The sequence below is a fragment of the Oxynema mangrovii CENA135 genome (assembly GCF_016632315.1).
Classification (GTDB): Bacteria; Cyanobacteriota; Cyanobacteriia; order Cyanobacteriales; family Laspinemataceae; genus Oxynema; species Oxynema aestuarii.
In genome coordinates this window covers 1,021,723-1,038,583 of sequence record NZ_JAEOXH010000001.1, presented here as the reverse complement: position 1 = coordinate 1,038,583, position 16,861 = coordinate 1,021,723, and the positions used below count along the sequence as shown (strand labels likewise).

Here is a 16,861-nt window from a genome sequence, read left to right as displayed (position 1 = left end):
ACACATCTTTTCTAATTGACAGTATGACCAGGTTTACAAACAATGGAGCGAACTCGATCAAACCAGATGTGGTCATAATAGTGATGCTTGGCTTTGAGGGAGGCGAAACAAGGTTGAGGGTCATTGGGTAACAACGCAACGCAAGGCAGCAAAGTCCGTCCTTTATGAATTACCCCTCGCAGCCAGCGGAGTCCAATTTTGAGATAGCTTATACCACGTCGCCAATGCGGATCTACCTGTTGCCTGAAGCCAGCGATCTGCACCGCCATGCCTTGGGAGGTAGCAAACAGCAAGGCAATAGCAGCGACCAGATAAAGGCGTTCAAGGGCGGCAGCAGAGCGCAAGCGTGAGTCTTCTAACTCAAAAGCACCCGACTTGCTATCCAAAAATAATTCCTCTACCTGAAACCTTTTGGCATACTGCCAGAGTGTCTGCAAGCTCGGAGGTTCATCAGTGACCACTGCCCAAGATTCTTTAGCTCCCTGTACCGTTGCAATGACTAAGTTACAGCGATGCTCGCCGTCAAGCCACAAGCCCACATTTTGATAAAGTCTGGCTTCGCCGAGGGGAGGATAAAGCGTCCCAACCTTCAAAGGATAACGTCTTGTGGTGTGGATCAAGACATCACAGGGTAATCGCAGACAGTAATGCCAGTGGCTGTGCCGTAACCATTTCATTAATTCATGATTGGCAAAGCCTCGGTCGGCTAAGAGCATCACATCCTGATGATGCCGCAACAGCCATCGAGCACGGCGCAAAACCGGTTGGTACTCCTCAAAGGCAACAGTGGCACTGCCATGTTCTAGGACTCGCCACAACAAGGGAACCGCCCGTCCACAGCACACTACCGACAGGTGAATCATGCAAAAGCGCTCCCACAAAACCGTCGTATCCAAGGCTAAATACAATCGCTGTTGCTTCCATCCACTCAGAGCCGCTAGCACCAACGGTAAGTAAATCGCCATCACGCGAATGCGGTTATTGTCCATAAATCGTTGCCAGCGCCGCTCCGTACTTTGCGCTTTCTTCGCTCGACTCAACACATATGGCTCCCATGCAGCCAGATTCAATTCTCCGCTATAGAGCAAGGCACTCACCATCCATGCCAGCGCTTTTAAGTGGCGCCAATCGCAGACGCGGCTATGTTGACTTAATTGATTGAATAGTTGACCATACAAATGGGTAGAGGTTCTCATGTGTTTAGGCTGTTGTGTGGTAACTCTAGCTTCTCATGATTCTCTACCCTCTTCGCTCATGTCCTCGTGCTTCTTGGCTTTCACCTACTTCTGTCAGGCAGTCAGGGTTCGCAGCTTTTTAGTGATTCCAATTATTATGGAACCCCGACGCAAGAAGTTCAAACACGGCGAGGCGATCGCCGCCGAGAGCATCGGACGCCACCTGTGGGGATTGTTGGTGGCCCATCAGTGCGACGAACCGCGCAACTGGTATGCGGAAGAGTTGAACTTACTCGAACGGGTGGGGGTGCAACTGGCGATCGCCATCCAACAAGCCCAACTGTTCCAACAACTGCAAGCTCAATTGCAAGCCCGCCAACGGGCTGAAGCACAGTTGGCTTATAACGAACGACTGTTGAGCTTATTTTATAAAACCGCCCCCATCGGATTGGCCCTCGCCGACGAACAGGGCTGTTTCGTGCGGGTCAATCCCGCCTTTTGTTACCTGTTCGGTTACCCGGAAGGGGAGTTAGTCGGCAGGCATTACACCGAGCTGCTCGACCTCGAAACCCCCGGAGAATGGGAGATCCGCCGTCACGACGGTCGCGTTTTTCACATTTACCTCACCGGGGGATGGGCCAGTACGGATCGGGGACAGCGCTATTTAGTCACCACGATTACCGACATCACCGAACGCAAACAAACGGAACGGGCGATCGCCGAAACGGCCCAACAGCTTTCCACCGTTCTCGAAACCGTCGGCGAAGGCATCGCCTTGAGCGATCCCAAAGGCTTTTTCTTGCTATTTAACTCGAAAATGCAGGAAATTACCGGATATACCGCCGACGAAGCCAATCGCTGCGAGAACTTTTTAGCCCTGATCTATCCCGAACCCGAAGAATACCAGCGCGCTTTATCCCGACTGTCCCAACTGCTCAACTTGCGCGAGTTTCGCAATATCGAAACCACGATTCGCGCCAAAGACGGCACCCGGCGAACCTTGTTGGTGTCTTCGTCGATCGTCAACCATCAAGGACGGGAATTATTTTTAAGTGCCTATCGCGATATCAGCGATCGCAAACAAGCGGAAATCGCCTTGCGCGAAAGCGAAAAGCGCTATCGTCAAATCGTCGAAACCAGCATGGAAGGGATTTGGACCCTCGACGAGGGCGATCGCACCAGCTTCGTCAACCAGCGCATGGCGTCGATGCTCGGTTACGACAGCGAAGACATGCTCGGCGCACCTTTGGAGTTTTTTGTCTACAAACAGGATTGCGAGATGGTCAAACAGTACCTCGAATGGCGCCGCCAAGGGATCTCCGCCCAACACGAATTTCAATTTCGACGCCAGGACGGTTCCTCATTTTACGGCTTAGTTTCCGCCAATCCCCTCTTCGACGATGCCGGGAATTATACTGGAGTTTTGGCCATGATCACCGATATCACCGAACGCCGACAAGCAGAAGCTGCCGTGCAACAGCTCAATGCGGAACTCGAAGCGAGGGTCAACCTGCGAACTGCCGAACTCGCCGACACCATCGAGCAACTGCGTCAGGAAGTCCAACGGCGCGAGGGTTCGGAAAATGCCTTGCGTAAAAGTGAAGAACTCTACCGTACCCTGATCGCCAACTTTCCCAACGGAGCCGTGATTTTATACGATCGCGATTTGCGCTACACCATCTGCGACGGTTCCGGAGTGCAAGATATCGGCTTTTCCGGGGAAGCCTTGCAAGGTAAAACGATTTGGGAACTGTTTCCGCCGGATCTGTGCGCCATCCTCGAACCCCACTACCGCGCGGCCCTCGTCGGCGAATCGCGAACCTTTGAAGTCGGCTACGGGAACAAGTTACTCTTGTTGCAAAGTTTACCCGTCACCAACGATCGCGGCGAGATTTTTGCGGGGATGGTGTTGGCGCAAGATATTACCGAACGCAAACAAGCCGAAATTGCCTTACGCAAGAGTGAAGAACGATTTGCCCTCGCCGTGGAAGGGATTAAAGACGGGATTTGGGATTGGGATATCGAAAGCGGACACCTGTATTTATCTCCCCGGTGGAAAAGTATGCTCGGTTTTGCCGACGATGAAGTACCCCATCGCATCGAATCTTGGCAGCAAACCCTACACCCGGACGATTACGATCGCGCGATGACCACCCTCGACGACTATCTGACGGGCAAAGTTAGCAGCTACGAACAAGAGTTTCGGGCCCGCCACAAAGACGGTCACTATCGCTGGATTTTGACCCGAGGATCGGCCTTGCGCGACGACAGGGGCAAACCCTATCGCATGGCCGGATCCCATACGGATATCACCGAACGCAAACAGGCTGAAGTTCAGTTGCAACGCCAGTTAGCGGCGATCGAAGCCGCCAGCGACGGCATCGCCATTCTCAATAGCGACGGGCAATTTATTTACCTCAATCACGCTCACGTTACCTTTTTCGGCTTCGACAGCGCCCGCGATATCCTCGGCCAAACCTGGCGGGCTCTCTACGACGACAGCGAAATCGAGCGGTTCGAGACTGAAATTCTGCCCGTCTTGCGCCGCGAGGGCCACTGGCAAGGACAGGCGATCGCCCGGCGCCAAGATGGCAGCACCTTTGTCGAAGATCTCTCCTTTACTCAATTAGCCGATGGCGGTTGTATTTGCGTCTGTCGCGACATCAGCGAAATGATGCGAACCTTGAGCGAACTCAAACAAACCGAAGAAAAGCTCAAAGCTTCCCTCAACGAGAAGGAATTATTACTCAAGGAAGTTCACCATCGCGTTAAAAATAACTTGCAAATTATTTCGAGTATTTTTTCTTTGCAATCGCAATCGCTAGAAGACGAAAAAATTCTCGCTATTTTGCAAGACAGTCAGGCACGGATCGCCTCGATGGCCCTCATTCACGAAAAACTATATCAGTCCAAAAATATCGCTCAAATTGATTTTGCCGAATACATCAAAAATCTGACCACAAATTTATTTTCTTCCTATAATATTGGCAACAGGCGAATCGCCCTCGATCTCAAGGTCGAAAAACTTTCGTTAAATTTAGATACCGCTATTCCTTGCGGTCTGCTGATTAACGAACTCGTCTCCAATGCCTTAAAACATGCGTTTCGCGATCGCGAAGTCGGCCAAATTAAAATTGAGTTTTCAATTTTACCCCCCGATCGATTGTGCCTGATAGTGCGCGATAACGGTGTCGGTTTACCTCCCAATTTTGACTCTCGTACCGGGTATTCTCTCGGTTTCCGTTTAATTCGCGCCCTCTCCCGACAACTCAAAGGGAATTTAGAAATCGATCGAACTCAAGGAACCTGTTTTACAGTGACCTTTCCTCAGCCTACAGAACGCAAGAGGTTCTAATCCGATGTCAAGTATTAAAATTTTGATCGTCGAAGACGAAGCGATCGTCGGTGAAGATATTGCCAGTCACCTCGAAAGTATGGGCTATGAAGCGATCGATATTGTAGGCTCTGGTGAAGAAGCTATTAGCATAGCGGCCAATACTAAACCAGATTTAATCTTGATGGATATCATGCTTCAAGGTCAGATCGACGGGATCGAAACCGCCAATCAAATTCAAAGCCTGTTTCCCGTTCCGATTGTGTATTTAACCGCTTATGCCGATGAAAATACACTCAAGCGCGCTAAAATCACCCATCCTTTTGGGTATATTATTAAACCCTTTACTCCTCAAGAATTGAAGGTCACGATTGAAATTTCTCTATCTCGATTTCAGGCTGAATTAGATATCAAACAGGCGTTGGTGGCGGCGGAAAACGAACGGAGACAGGCAGAAGAAAATAGCAATATGAAATCGCAATATATTTCAATGGCCGCTCACGATTTTCGCAATCCCCTGACTACGATTAAAACTTCGGTTGCTTTACTCAAATATTACAGCGATCGCCTGTCCGATGAGAAAAAGGAAAAACAGATCGACATGATCGAATCGGCGACTAAATCCCTAAATGAGTTGTTGGAAGATGTGTTAACTCTCAGTCGTACCGAAGAAAGCCAACTGTCTTTAGAGTTAACTCCGGTAGATATCTCAATTTTTTGTGAAAGTATTCTCGAACCGTTGCGAATGGCCGTCGGCGATCGCTATAACTTAACGTTCTCCTGCGATCTCGATATTTCTATGATTTATTTAGATGCTAAATTAATGTGGCACGTCCTCAATAATTTACTGTCAAATGCTATTAAATATTCTCCCGATGGCGGTGCCGTCGATCTATCGGTTTTTGAAGATAAAAGTTATATTTGCTTTCAAGTTCGCGATCGCGGAATCGGCATCGACGAAGGAGAACTAGAACATCTATTCCAGCCGTTTCATCGAGCCCGCAATGTCGGCAATATTCCCGGAACGGGTTTGGGTTTAGCCATTGTCAAACGATCCGTAGACCTTCACGAAGGACGCATCGAAGTCAATAGCGAACTGGGATCGGGAACGGTTTTTAATATCTACATCCCTTGTCGTCGAGTCGAATAACGGTTAGAAAGGGTATAAAAGAGCGGGTTTGCAATCGGTGGCAACGGCAATGGCAACAGCAGCGATCCTCTCCCGTGATTCATTATTGTTCGGTTTAATTTCAATCACTGATAAGGATAATTTTGAGCCGTGACCTCTCTCTCTAATCTATTCAATAATCTATTCACTAAAATTCCCGGACGGGGTTATCTCTTTCTGGCGATTTTAATTTTTGCTGCGGCGAACTCCGTCGTCCGCAAACTCACGGACATCGGCGCCCAACATCTCATCGACGGACGCAATCCCATTTCATTTTGCAATACCTTATTCGTCGGCAATCTTTGCGCTTTAATCGTATTAATTGCCCTGTATGGCAAACAGTGGACGCCGCGAACCTTAAAACAACTTTCGGCGATCGATTGGTTGGCGTTAATGGGGGTCGCCATTCTTTCCGGGGCTTTAGCCCCATCATTAACCTTTATGGCCCTCGATCTGACCATGGTTAATAATGTAGTATTAATTGGCCGGATCGAACCGCCTTTAATTTTAGCATTGTCCGTATGGTTGCTCGGCGATCGCGTCAATCGCTGGGTCGTCGCGGGGGCAGTCGTTTCCTTTATCGGCGTCGTCTTGACCATTGTCTGGCAAAGTCCCTCGGAAGAAATGCTGAGCATGGGGACGAGTGTAGAAATTGGTAAAGGCGAAATTTATGCCGCTTTAGGGGCGATCGCCCTCGCCTGTTCTACCATTATCAGTAAAATCAAACTGCGACAAATTCCCCTCGGAATTTTTACCATTTTTCGCACGGCAATGGGGGTTTTTCTATTCTTTGTCATTACCGTCAAACTGTTAGGCGCCGATCACTTTATCGATGCCTTTTCCCCCTTTGTGTGGCAATGGATGTTGATTTACGGGGCGGCGATCGTCGTCGGCGGTCAACTCTGTTGGTTTCAGGGCTTAAAAACAACTGGAGCATCGGAAGTTTCTTTAGCCAGTTCTTTCAGTCCGATCGCCGGAATTTTAGCCGCTTATTTTATTTTAGGAGAAACCCCGACGACCGCGCAATATATCGGCGGTAGCGTCATTGTCGTCGGGATTATTCTGAACCAAATTGGCGTGCGACAGAAACAGAAAGCAACTGCCCTGCCGCCGCCGACCAGTCCCGCCAAAGAGTTAGAAATGGAAACGGGATTTAAAGGGATTTAAGCCTCAACCTTCCCCTGCAAACGAGCTTCGAGGCGATCGAGCAACGTATTGACATCCGCCCCGACTTCCGTAAAACACTCCGGCGGCGGCGGTTCCGTTTCAAAGTTAATTAACTTAATTTGTCCGTCACAAATTCCGAAGATTAACACTTCTTTTTCCGGGTTAAAGCCGTCAAGAATACCGAGAATTTCGCGCAGTCGATTATCTACGTTAGTATTGAGTTGGGCGATCGCGCTTTTGGGACAGTAAATGAAATGCGGCGTCGGCATCATATCGATCCCGATAACATTTTCTTCGAGTTGTTTGTCCTGCCACAATCCCCACGACAGGGCCGCCAAGTCGCGATCGTTCGTTTTGGCAAAATCGGCTAAGATCCGACGCCATTCATCCTCGGGTTTTTCAGGTGGTGCAGCAAACATGAGATGATCTTTCGGCTTCTGGGTGCCTTTTAATTATGCAATAAACTCGCCCGTTTGCCGCATCTCCCCGTCGAACTGGCGCCAAACCACAAACCCAACAATTGACAAAATAAAAAACATCGGTTCCCAAATAACCAGAGACAGCAAAGCAATCCTCATCTTCATCCCTAGATGAGCCTACCTTGCGAACCACGACCGCCGGATACTTGCGGCTGCCGTGTACTGTAGCATTACCCATTGAAGTGAGAAACTTTCTCAAAGCGTTTATGCATTACCAAAACCGTAAAAGACTGACATTCCTAAATTAAGAGATGAATTGGAGCGTAGGGGCGAAAAAAATTCCCCCCCTACATCGAAATATTCGATCGCCTCATCTTCGTAGAGTGGCTTTCGTAGACTGGCTAGCTCAACTCAAATTCCCAACAATTGAGATAACGTGGGCAAATATTTTTCTACAAACTCTGCCAGTTTACTCGCATGAGACACCGTTGTCGAAACCCCTTTCAAGGCATCGAGAGCCATCGCACAAATATCTAAATCTCGCTCTTTCGGGTCTTTCTTCCCTTCTTTTGCTAACGTATTGACGGCTTTGAGCGCTCTTTTTTGCTGACTTTCATCTAACAGCGCATCCCCACTAATTGATTGCTGTAAATTGGCGAGAATTTCCGCCAACTGTTTACCGTCATCCGCTTTGACATCCTTAAGCTGCTGAATGGTATTGGTCACTTGACCCGTCAAATCTCCTAACGTCAGTTGTGCGCCTGTCAAGCTCATATTGTCGCCGCCAATGGAGAGACTACCGCCGACGCTAAAGCCTTCACTTTTATTTTCCATGATTTCTCCTGCTTCTTTTAAAACAAAAATCCGATGACCTTCACCCTGAATCGAAACCTGTCTGTTACTGTCTGAGAAAATATTCGCTAGCTCTCTAAATTCTTGCCACTGATTTCTTAAAATTTCTCTTAATGCGTCGATTTCTTCTTGTTTGGCCTGCAGCCAAAGTTGATGACCTTGTTCGAGTTGTCCCACCGCCTCATGATAGTGATGGGTAATCTTCTCGTGAATTTCAGCCTTATCTGAATCGGCTTCGACCCCGACTTTAACGACGGTCACCCCTTCCCCTTTATTCTCTACTTGATAGCGACCTAAATCGATACCTTGCTTTTCGATCGCACTTTGAGTTAAAGAAAAGGCAAATGCTTTCCAGTTCAAGCCTTTATCAAAGATTAAATCGACCGTATCTTGTATTTCTGTTATCCATTTTTCAAATTCCCCCGGCTTGAAGCGACCGCTATCCGGTTTCGGTTCGGAGATAATTGTTCGATCTCCATATCGGCTACATTTTAAATAAATGCGATCGCATAAAACGTTATGAAACCGAGTTTCGTGATTGATATTCCATCCTTCAATACAGGCATCGGTCAACGTCGCCCCCGAAAAATCAGCCCCTAATGCCTGAGCGCGCATTAAAGTCGCTCCTGTTAAATTTGCTCCCCTTAAATTGGCTCCATTAAAGTTGCATTCGGTATAATCTTCATTGCAACCAATTTTAGTAACCATTAAATCTCTAACTTTTTTATTTTCCAGTAGCGTTCCTTTTAAATTGGAAGTTTCTAAACCGCTCACCCCTTCAAAGCTAGTTCTAGTTAAATTTGTTTTTCTAAAATCTGTATGCGGTAGATGGGAACCATCAAAACAAACATCGGTTAAATCCAATCCGTAAAAAGATGTTCCCCAAATAGTCGTTAAATAAATAGCAATTTCTCGAATCCATTTAAGTCGTTCTAGATCTTGAATGGCTTGCCTTCCTATAAATATGCCAATAATGAGAATAAAATAAGCAGACACAATACTCGTAGCATAATGAACAAAAGATAAATCTCCTGGAAAAACCCTAAGATCGAATAAGATCGTCAGAAGACTAATAGCTGACATTCCCACGATTAGAGTGAAAAGACCTTTGCGTTTAAGTAGAAAGTAATTAATACACATTAAAGTCGATTGTATTAAGATTCCTATCCATGCAAAAACTATTGCAATCCCAATGAATATAAAGGGAGAAGAATTTTGTACTCTTAAAATTAAATTTGCAAGAGAACTTCCTACTAATATGAGAACAACGAGAGCTAGATTGGTAATTTCAAACCCTTTGAAAATTAGCGTAATGATAGCAGTAGAATACAACCCAATAAAAAATAGTAAAAATACTATGAGATTTATATTGTTGCTAACTCCATTCAGTCCCTCGATGACCCAAATAAATACAATTCCGGAGACAACGGGAATTACAGCAGAAGCAAAACCAATGAACTGCCATAAGAGTGATAGACATAAATGAGGGAAAGGAAGAATACCACCTTCGGCTTCTTTCAACTCTTTTTCTAGTGTTTTGTAGGTAAAGTTTATGCCTTTAATATTTCTATTCTGACCCCTTATCTTGTTCATTAGTTAATTCACTGAATATTGCAGATAGCAATTTTTTAGCTTTTTTTAGCTAGTTAGTTGATTCGCTTACAAATTTCAGCATTAGGACAAATTTTGCAAAAATCTTCAAAAAGTTCTGGTTCTAGTTCTAGTTCTAGTTCTTTTCGGGGGAGATTGCACCATGACATCATCTCTAGAAAAGAATAACCAAGTTCATAAATTACTCTTTTTCGATCGGAATTGAGAATATTATTGAAGTTATAGAAATATGCCTCATTGCTTTCAGCTTTTAGATTGGCAACGGAACAGTTCAAATATCGAGCGATTTTACGAAGGTTTTCTTGATGAGCAAAAAGGTTTAATTTTGATTCCTCAAATAATTGAGTGCAATAAATAAATAGAGATAATCGAGAAATTCCCGTAGAATAACTTAAATCTTTTAAGCTAATTTGTTTTTGTTTGCATAGTTCGCGAATTTTTAGGATAATCATTTTTATTTTCCTTTGATAAATGCTTATAGAGCTTCCAGGAGATGCCCATGTTAGAGCGTCACACCGAATCGATGATTAGTTTGGCAAGAAGCTATTGCTCTTTCTTTTCTTCGTAGCCTTGTTTTGAGTGAATGAATCAAAAATTTAATTAATCTTTCGGTTTTTTGTAATCTTCCTTCATTAAAAAAAGTAAATGCTCTGGCGAATTTTGAACGATCGCCCCCCGCTCGTTACTATGACAAGAGGATATCGTAGAGTAAGCCATGAAAATTCAGACGCCGGACTGGGTAAAACACGCAGTTTTTTACCAAATTTTCCCCGATCGCTTCGCCCGCAGCGAACCCGGGCGCCGGAAGTTATTGAAAAATGCCCCGTGGGAACCTTGGGAAGAAAAACCGACCTTACAAGGCTATAAAGGCGGGGACTTGTGGGGGGTTCTCGACCGCCTCGACTACTTGCAAGACTTGGGCATTAATGCCATTTACTTTACCCCAATTTTTCAGTCGGCGTGCAATCATCGCTACCACACCCACGACTACTATCGAATCGATCCATTATTAGGCGGAAATGCCGCCTTTAAAGCCTTACTCGACGCGGCGCACGAACGAGATCTCAAAATCGTTCTCGATGGCGTTTTTAATCATGCCAGTCGCGGTTTTTTCTTCTTCAATGACATCCTCGAAAACGGTCCGTATTCGCCGTGGTTGGATTGGTTCAAGATTGAAGATTGGCCGCTTTCCGCCTACGATGGCAGTCAACCCGCGAATTATGTCGGTTGGGCGGGAAATCGCGCTTTACCGCAGTTCAATCACGAAAATCCCGAAGTGCGCGAATACATTTTTGAAATTGCCGAATATTGGCTCGAATTTGGGATTGATGGCTGGCGGTTGGACGTTCCTTTTGAAATTAAAGTGCCGGGATTTTGGCAGGAATTTCGCGATCGCGTCAAAAAAATTAATCCGGACGCCTACATCGTCGGAGAGGTCTGGGTAGACGCCAGGGAGTGGTTGGACGGAACCCAATTTGACGGGGTGATGAATTACCGTTTTACCGAACCGACCCTCGCCTTTATTGCAGGCGATCGCATCGTCCGCGATTACTTCCCTCACAGCGACTATCAACCCTTTCCCGCCTTAGACGCCCCGGGATACGGCGATCGCATCGCCCAATTACTCGATCTCTACCCCTGGGACATTCAACTGACCCAACTCAATCTCTTAGATTCTCACGATACGGCGCGGCTGTACACTTGCGCCCAAGACGATCGCCCCACGGTCGAACTCGCCACCTTGCTCTTATTTACCTTCCCCGGAGCCCCGAGTATCTACTACGGCGACGAAATCGGTCTTCCGGGGGCGGACGATCCCGACTGTCGGCGCAGTTTCCCACCGTCGGAACAGTGGGATCGACAAATTTTAGAATACCACCGCCGCTTAATTGCTTTGCGCCACCGCTATCCGGCGTTGCGAACCGGGCTCTATCTCCCATTAGGGGCGCAAGGAATGATTTACAGCTTTGCACGCCAGCTAGACGGGGAGGAACTGGTCGTGGCGGTCAATGCGGGGACGGAAAAGGCACAATTGAGCTTAACCGCGAGTCGATTGCAGTCCCGTCCGAGTCAGTGCGTGTTTGGAAATGGCGAGATCGCCTGGGACGGCGATCGCGCGACCGTCAGCCTGGAGGGGCGATCGGGGGCGGTTTGGGCGGTTTCCTAGCTTTTTTGACCTATTCGCTGGTTTCGATGCCTTGTTGGCGCAGTTGACCGACGAAGAACTCTTCTAACGAGGCGCTGGTGAGGTCGATCGAGAGGAGTTTACCCCCCATCAGTTGCAGACTGGAAAGAAAATCTTGGGGGGTGCCTTTGAGATACCCTTGCCAGCGATCGCCGTCTAATTCTAAATCGGGCAACCACTGTTTTAACACTTCCAAATTGCCGCCGAGTCCCTGGACGAAATAACTATCCGAGGTTCCGAGGAGTTCTTTTAACGATCCGGTGCAGATCAATTGCCCGCGTGCGAGAATGGCGACGCGATCGCAGATCTTCTCCACGTCGGCGAGGATGTGACTGTTAAAAAAGATCGTTTTCCCTTGTTCCCGTAACGAGAGAATGATTTCTCGGATTTGATAGCGTCCGAGGGGGTCGAGTCCGGACATCGGTTCGTCGAGAAAGACGACCTCGGGATCGTTAATTAAGGCTTGGGCCATGCCGATCCGTTGCAGCATTCCTTTAGAATATTGGCGCAACGGTTTATCTCGGGCGGCTTTTTTAGACAAGCCGACTAAATCGAGCAGTTCGGGAATGCGACGGCGTTGGATCGAGGCCGAAATTTGGCATAAATTGGCGCTAAATTGCAGGATTTCCCACCCGGTGAGGGTGTCGTAAAAGTAGGGATTTTCCGGGAGGTAGCCGACACGGGCTCGGACGGCGCGATCGCCCAAGGGATGACCGAGAAGCAGTCCTTTCCCTTTGCTCGGGCGGACGATCCCGAGTAGGATTTTTAATAAGGTCGTTTTCCCGGCCCCGTTGGGACCGAGTAAGCCGAAGGTTTCCCCTCGATAGACTTTGAGGTTACAGCCTTTGAGGGTTTCGACGGTTTGGTTCATCCAGAACCCGGTACGGTAGATTTTTTTCAACCCGGAGATCTCGACAGCCACGGGGCGATCGCCGGACATCGGTTCGACGGGCCAATCAACAACAGAATCCATATTGCGAGTTCGAGAAACTACGAGGGTTCGTCGGTTTGCCAACCTTCAAGAACAGGTTGCCCAAATTCTCTCCCTTTGATTAAAATTCCCCCCATCCTTGAATCACGTGTTTGGTGGTGGTCAGGGTTTCCAAACCGATCGAACCGCGACGGTGACCTTTTTGGTTGGACATCCCCAGGAATACGGCGTCTCCTTGGGGGGGAGCGCGATGGAAGCGGGGGGAGGTGTTGATATAGATCGAGGCGCTGTGGATGCCGACGGCGAACTGACAGCTTTCTTGATAGGATTCGGTCACGATACAGTCGGCGTGACCGCTACTGTGTTGGTCGATCCAGGCGATCGCCGCGTCGAGGTCTTCTACGGTTTTAAAGGCGACGGTTTTGGTCAGATAGGCCCGATTCCATTCGGCATCGTCTTCGACGGCTTCGAGTTCGGGGAATTGGTCCGCCAGTTCGCGATCGCCTTTGAGGGTAAAGCCTTTTTCTTTGAGGCTATTCCACAACAGACTTAAGGATGAGGGTTTGGCTTTGGCATTGACCAGGACTTTTTCGATCGCGTTGACCGGATCCGGTTCGCTGGCGTGACTGTCTACGATCGTGGCGCGGGCGAGATCCATGCTCCCCGTGGGGGACCAGTACAGGTAACAGTTGCCCATGGCGGATTTGAGGACCGGGGCCGTCGCTTGGCGGACTACTTGTTGGACGAGACTGGGGCGACCGTAGGGAATGACGAGGTTGATGTATTTGTCCTGACGGATCAGGTCGCGGGTGGAAACGCCGACATCCGGGGGGAACAGCTCGATCGTGCCGAGGGGTAAATTGCTCTGTTCGATCCCCCGTTGCAAGGCTTGGGCGATCGCCGCGTTGGAGTGACTGGCTTCGGTTCCGCCGCGCAAGATCAAGGTGTTGCCCGTTTTGACGCACAATCCGGCGGCGATCGCCCCAAAATCGGGAAAGGCTTCGTAAACTAGGGCGATCGTACCCAAGGGCATCAATTGGGAGTAACTCTGGGACCGTCCGACTTGATAGGTGGCGTTCATCACCTGTCGCAGGGGGTCTGGGAGTTGGGCGAGTTTTTCTAAAATGGCGATCGTCGAACCGATCCGTTCGGGGGTGAGTTTGAGCCATTCGAGGATCAATTCGGGGACCGCCATTTCCCGAGAGGCTTCTAAATCGAGGGTATTGGCTTCGAGGATATCGTCGGAAGCTTCTCGCAGGGCATCTGCCATCGCCTCCAAGGCGCGGGCGCGATCGTCTCCTTTGGTTTTCGCCAAGACTACCGATGCGTCGTAAGCGCGGTCTACAACCGCTTTGGCATCGGGAACGGAATTAAATGCAGAATCAGTTGTCATTAACCTAACGCCTGTAAGCCAGCCAAACCATCAATGCTGGAAATGCTGCCAGCAGCACCGCGAGAATTGCACCGGGAATGATGTTCGGTCCGAGGGGAAGACCCAGGGCAAAGGGCAACCAGCCAATTAAGAGAACGATGACAATGACCAGGGCGACAGGTAAGTACATTTCTCGCCAACTGGTGTTGGCAACACACCAATGATGGCCGTTCCAGCGCCACGATCGCTTGTACGGCGAGGTCGTGGGGAGCTGTTCGATCGCGTAACCATTTTGAGCGACTACAAAAATATTCTGACAGCGATCGCAGCCGAGAGCCTCGGTCAGGGCAATCGGCACCAAGCGCCCCCGCCGTCGGCAAGGACAGGGGTAGTCACTGTTGAGATCGATCTTCTGGGCTTTTTCAGATGGCACGAGCGGTACTCAGTCAAAAATAATTCCACTAAGATTACAAGTTGCCAAACCCTCGTTCGGAATTGAAACCTTTGCGAGTCATCCACGCTGCTGTGGAAGGGGCAAGTTTGACCTGGCCGAGTTTTTGGCCGAGTTTTTGGCCGATTCGCTCCCGCTTCCCGACGGCGAGGCGATCGTCGCACTCTCCTGTTTCGGAATGGACTTGAGCTCGGTTGTCGCTTCCTCGGATGCTGCTTTGCTTGCGGTAGTCCTGAGTTTCCTCCACGTCGATCCAACGTCTCGGACGGCCCAGCCGCGATCCTTTGCCTGCACGGAGTCAAGGACACCCAAATTATACCCCCCAACTAACGATCCTTGGGGAGGGGCGCTCGAATTCAATACGGTTCGGGATCGACGGTGGGGCGATCGCGGACTTCTCACATCGGCGCGATCGATCGTGCCGCGTTAACATTTCAAGACCAGACGATAACGGGGTTGACCCTTTTCGAGTTTGGCGATCGCCTCGTTGACTTGTTCTAACGGAAAGATCTCGACGATCGGATTGACGTCGTGTCGTGCGGCGATCTCGAGCATTTGAGCGATGCTGTGGGGATTGCCCACGGGACTCGACGAAATGGTTTTTTGACCGACCAACAGGGGGAATACGGGAATCGACAGGGGATTTAAGACGGCGCCGACTAAATGTAGGCGTCCCTTGGGTCGCAAGGCGTCGATATAGGCGGCCCAGTCGAGATCTACATTCACCGTAGACAGAATCAAATCGTAGGAGTTGGCGACGGCGGCGATCGCCTCGGGATCCCGGGAATTGACAAAATGGTTGGCTCCCATCTCCCGAGCTTCAGCTTCTTTGTCCGCGCTGCTGGAGAAGGCGGTCACGTCACATCCCCAGGCGCGAAAGAATTGGATCGCCATGTGACCCAAGCCGCCGATCCCGATAATACCGACGCGATCGCTGGCTTTGACCCCACATTGCACGATCGGATTGAAAACGGTAATCCCCCCGCAAAAAAGCGGCCCGCTTGTTTCGGGATCGAGACCCTCGGGGAGGGGGAAAACCCAATCTCGATGGGCCCGGACGCGATCGGCAAAGCCGCCGTGGCGTCCCACGATCGTCCCTTCCGCACTCGCACAAAGGTTTTGCTCTCCGGAGATACACCATTCGCACGTCCGGCACGATTGGGAAAACCAACCGAGACCGACTCGTTGACCGATTTGCAAGGTCGTGACTTGAGACCCGATCGCCGCGACTCTCCCCACCACCTCGTGTCCCGGAACAAAGGGATATTCGGTCATCCCCCAATCGTTATTGAGCATACTCAGATCGCTATGACAGATCCCGCAATACTCGACCTCGATCTCGACTCCTTCCGGGTCTAACGGTCCGAGTTCGTAAGCGAACGGTTCTAGTTTGCCCTTGGGTTCGCGGGCCGCATAAGCACGAACGGTAGTCATGATGAAATATACTTAGGGGTTAAGGTAACTATTTTAGGCAACTCTCGATCGCACGCAACGACCCCTCGGAGTTCGCCAGGAGCTTCTAACTTCAAACGACAAACGCTCCGGGTTTGCCATAGGAAAAAACCCGGAGCGTTTGGAATATCGGAATAAACGATCGCGCGATCCTCCTCCGGAGTCGCTACGCGATCGCCTCGCCCGATCTTTAATTGCTTTGTCGGCTAGCCGTTTGGATGTACAAAATGAGCAAAAATACCGCAGGAACTAACACGAAAAGGATGCTAGCCACAAAACCTAGATCGTTAACTTCCATAGAACTCCGCTTCTATCTAAATTTCAAAATCAATAAGATTAGAATATCATTTTTGGCGACCGGGTTCGGACTCGGGAACGGCGATCGCCCCCAGCTCACTCGACCGACTTCTAAGCGGCGCGATCGCCCGATCGCCGCCACCACTTAGGGCTTGGTTTTGACACTCACCGGGCCGTTTACTAAGGTCTGACAGGCCAGACGGTAGTTTTCCGGCTTTTTCTTCAATTTCTGATTTTCCACCGGGGTACGCGGCGAAAGATTCTCCATTCCTTCGACAATTTCCACCACGCAGGTGCCGCATTGTCCGTAGCCGCCGCAGTTCATCATTTTACCGACAAACTTATACAGGTCGATGTTATTTTCCAGCGTTTTTAAACGCAGGTTGGCACCGTCGGCGACGACGATTTCTTTATCCTCATTGACATATTTAATATTCGGCATCGGGA

The 16,861-nt window shown here is 49.2% G+C and carries 15 protein-coding genes; 4 read left to right on the top strand and 11 right to left on the bottom strand.

Going from position 1 to position 16,861, the window contains the following annotated elements:
• Positions 1-11 precede the first annotated feature (11 nt).
• The gene (locus JJD41_RS24600; RefSeq protein ID WP_234488498.1) at positions 12-1,196 is read right to left on the bottom strand and encodes a transposase; all 1,185 of its coding nucleotides are present in this window, start codon (positions 1,194-1,196) and stop codon (positions 12-14) included.
• Between the two features lie 58 nt (positions 1,197-1,254).
• On the opposite strand from JJD41_RS24600, the gene JJD41_RS04040 reads away from it, so the two are divergent.
• From JJD41_RS04040 to JJD41_RS04030, 3 genes are all read left to right on the top strand, one after another.
• Positions 1,255-4,530, top strand: coding sequence for a PAS domain S-box protein (locus JJD41_RS04040; protein WP_200664825.1), 3,276 nt, complete (start codon positions 1,255-1,257; stop codon positions 4,528-4,530).
• A 4-nt stretch (positions 4,531-4,534) separates the two neighbouring features.
• Entirely contained in the window at positions 4,535-5,659 is a 1,125-nt protein-coding gene (locus tag JJD41_RS04035) for a hybrid sensor histidine kinase/response regulator (protein WP_200664824.1), read from the top strand.
• 129 nt (positions 5,660-5,788) lie between these two features.
• Complete coding sequence (locus JJD41_RS04030; RefSeq protein WP_200664823.1) at positions 5,789-6,844, top strand: DMT family transporter; 1,056 nt, start codon at positions 5,789-5,791, stop codon at positions 6,842-6,844.
• On the opposite strand, the gene ccmS is transcribed toward JJD41_RS04030, so the two are convergent.
• The 3 genes from ccmS to JJD41_RS04015 all read right to left on the bottom strand — a co-directional run bounded on the left by ccmS (position 6,841) and on the right by JJD41_RS04015 (position 10,178).
• Positions 6,841-7,263 carry a beta-carboxysome assembly chaperone CcmS gene (gene ccmS / locus JJD41_RS04025; RefSeq protein ID WP_200664822.1) on the bottom strand — a complete coding sequence of 141 codons (423 nt, stop codon included), beginning with the start codon at positions 7,261-7,263 and terminating at the stop codon, positions 6,841-6,843. The genes JJD41_RS04030 and ccmS overlap by 4 nt on opposite strands.
• A gap of 411 nt (positions 7,264-7,674) precedes the next feature.
• Positions 7,675-9,708 carry a pentapeptide repeat-containing protein gene (locus tag JJD41_RS04020; RefSeq protein WP_200664821.1) on the bottom strand — a complete coding sequence of 678 codons (2,034 nt, stop codon included), beginning with the start codon at positions 9,706-9,708 and terminating at the stop codon, positions 7,675-7,677.
• Between the two features lie 53 nt (positions 9,709-9,761).
• Positions 9,762-10,178, bottom strand: a complete 417-nt coding sequence (locus JJD41_RS04015) for a helix-turn-helix domain-containing protein (RefSeq protein WP_200664820.1) — start codon at positions 10,176-10,178, stop codon at positions 9,762-9,764.
• Positions 10,179-10,441: 263 nt separating this feature from the next.
• On the opposite strand from JJD41_RS04015, the gene JJD41_RS04010 reads away from it, so the two are divergent.
• Positions 10,442-11,893 carry a glycoside hydrolase family 13 protein gene (locus JJD41_RS04010; RefSeq protein ID WP_200664819.1) on the top strand — a complete coding sequence of 484 codons (1,452 nt, stop codon included), beginning with the start codon at positions 10,442-10,444 and terminating at the stop codon, positions 11,891-11,893.
• Between the two features lie 10 nt (positions 11,894-11,903).
• Here the strand turns inward: JJD41_RS04010 and JJD41_RS04005 are convergent, their stop codons facing one another.
• From JJD41_RS04005 to JJD41_RS03975, 7 genes are all read right to left on the bottom strand, one after another.
• On the bottom strand, positions 11,904-12,884 hold the full coding sequence (locus tag JJD41_RS04005; protein WP_200664818.1) for an ABC transporter ATP-binding protein: 981 nt from the start codon (positions 12,882-12,884) through the stop codon (positions 11,904-11,906).
• A 79-nt stretch (positions 12,885-12,963) separates the two neighbouring features.
• Positions 12,964-14,235 carry a glutamate-5-semialdehyde dehydrogenase gene (locus tag JJD41_RS04000; RefSeq protein ID WP_200664817.1) on the bottom strand — a complete coding sequence of 424 codons (1,272 nt, stop codon included), beginning with the start codon at positions 14,233-14,235 and terminating at the stop codon, positions 12,964-12,966.
• A gap of 4 nt (positions 14,236-14,239) precedes the next feature.
• Positions 14,240-14,647, bottom strand: coding sequence for a hypothetical protein (locus tag JJD41_RS03995; RefSeq protein ID WP_200664816.1), 408 nt, complete (start codon positions 14,645-14,647; stop codon positions 14,240-14,242).
• 34 nt (positions 14,648-14,681) lie between these two features.
• Positions 14,682-14,912 carry a hypothetical protein gene (locus tag JJD41_RS03990; RefSeq protein ID WP_200664815.1) on the bottom strand — a complete coding sequence of 77 codons (231 nt, stop codon included), beginning with the start codon at positions 14,910-14,912 and terminating at the stop codon, positions 14,682-14,684.
• A 179-nt stretch (positions 14,913-15,091) separates the two neighbouring features.
• Positions 15,092-16,099, bottom strand: a complete 1,008-nt coding sequence (gene ahr, locus JJD41_RS03985; RefSeq protein WP_200664814.1) for an NADPH-dependent aldehyde reductase Ahr — start codon at positions 16,097-16,099, stop codon at positions 15,092-15,094.
• A gap of 208 nt (positions 16,100-16,307) precedes the next feature.
• Entirely contained in the window at positions 16,308-16,415 is a 108-nt protein-coding gene (psbM, locus tag JJD41_RS03980) for a photosystem II reaction center protein PsbM (protein ID WP_168570465.1), read from the bottom strand.
• A 144-nt stretch (positions 16,416-16,559) separates the two neighbouring features.
• Positions 16,560-16,856 (bottom strand): 2Fe-2S iron-sulfur cluster-binding protein, encoded by a 297-nt coding sequence (locus tag JJD41_RS03975; RefSeq protein WP_168570464.1) that lies wholly within the window; start codon positions 16,854-16,856, stop codon positions 16,560-16,562.
• Positions 16,857-16,861 lie beyond the last annotated feature (5 nt).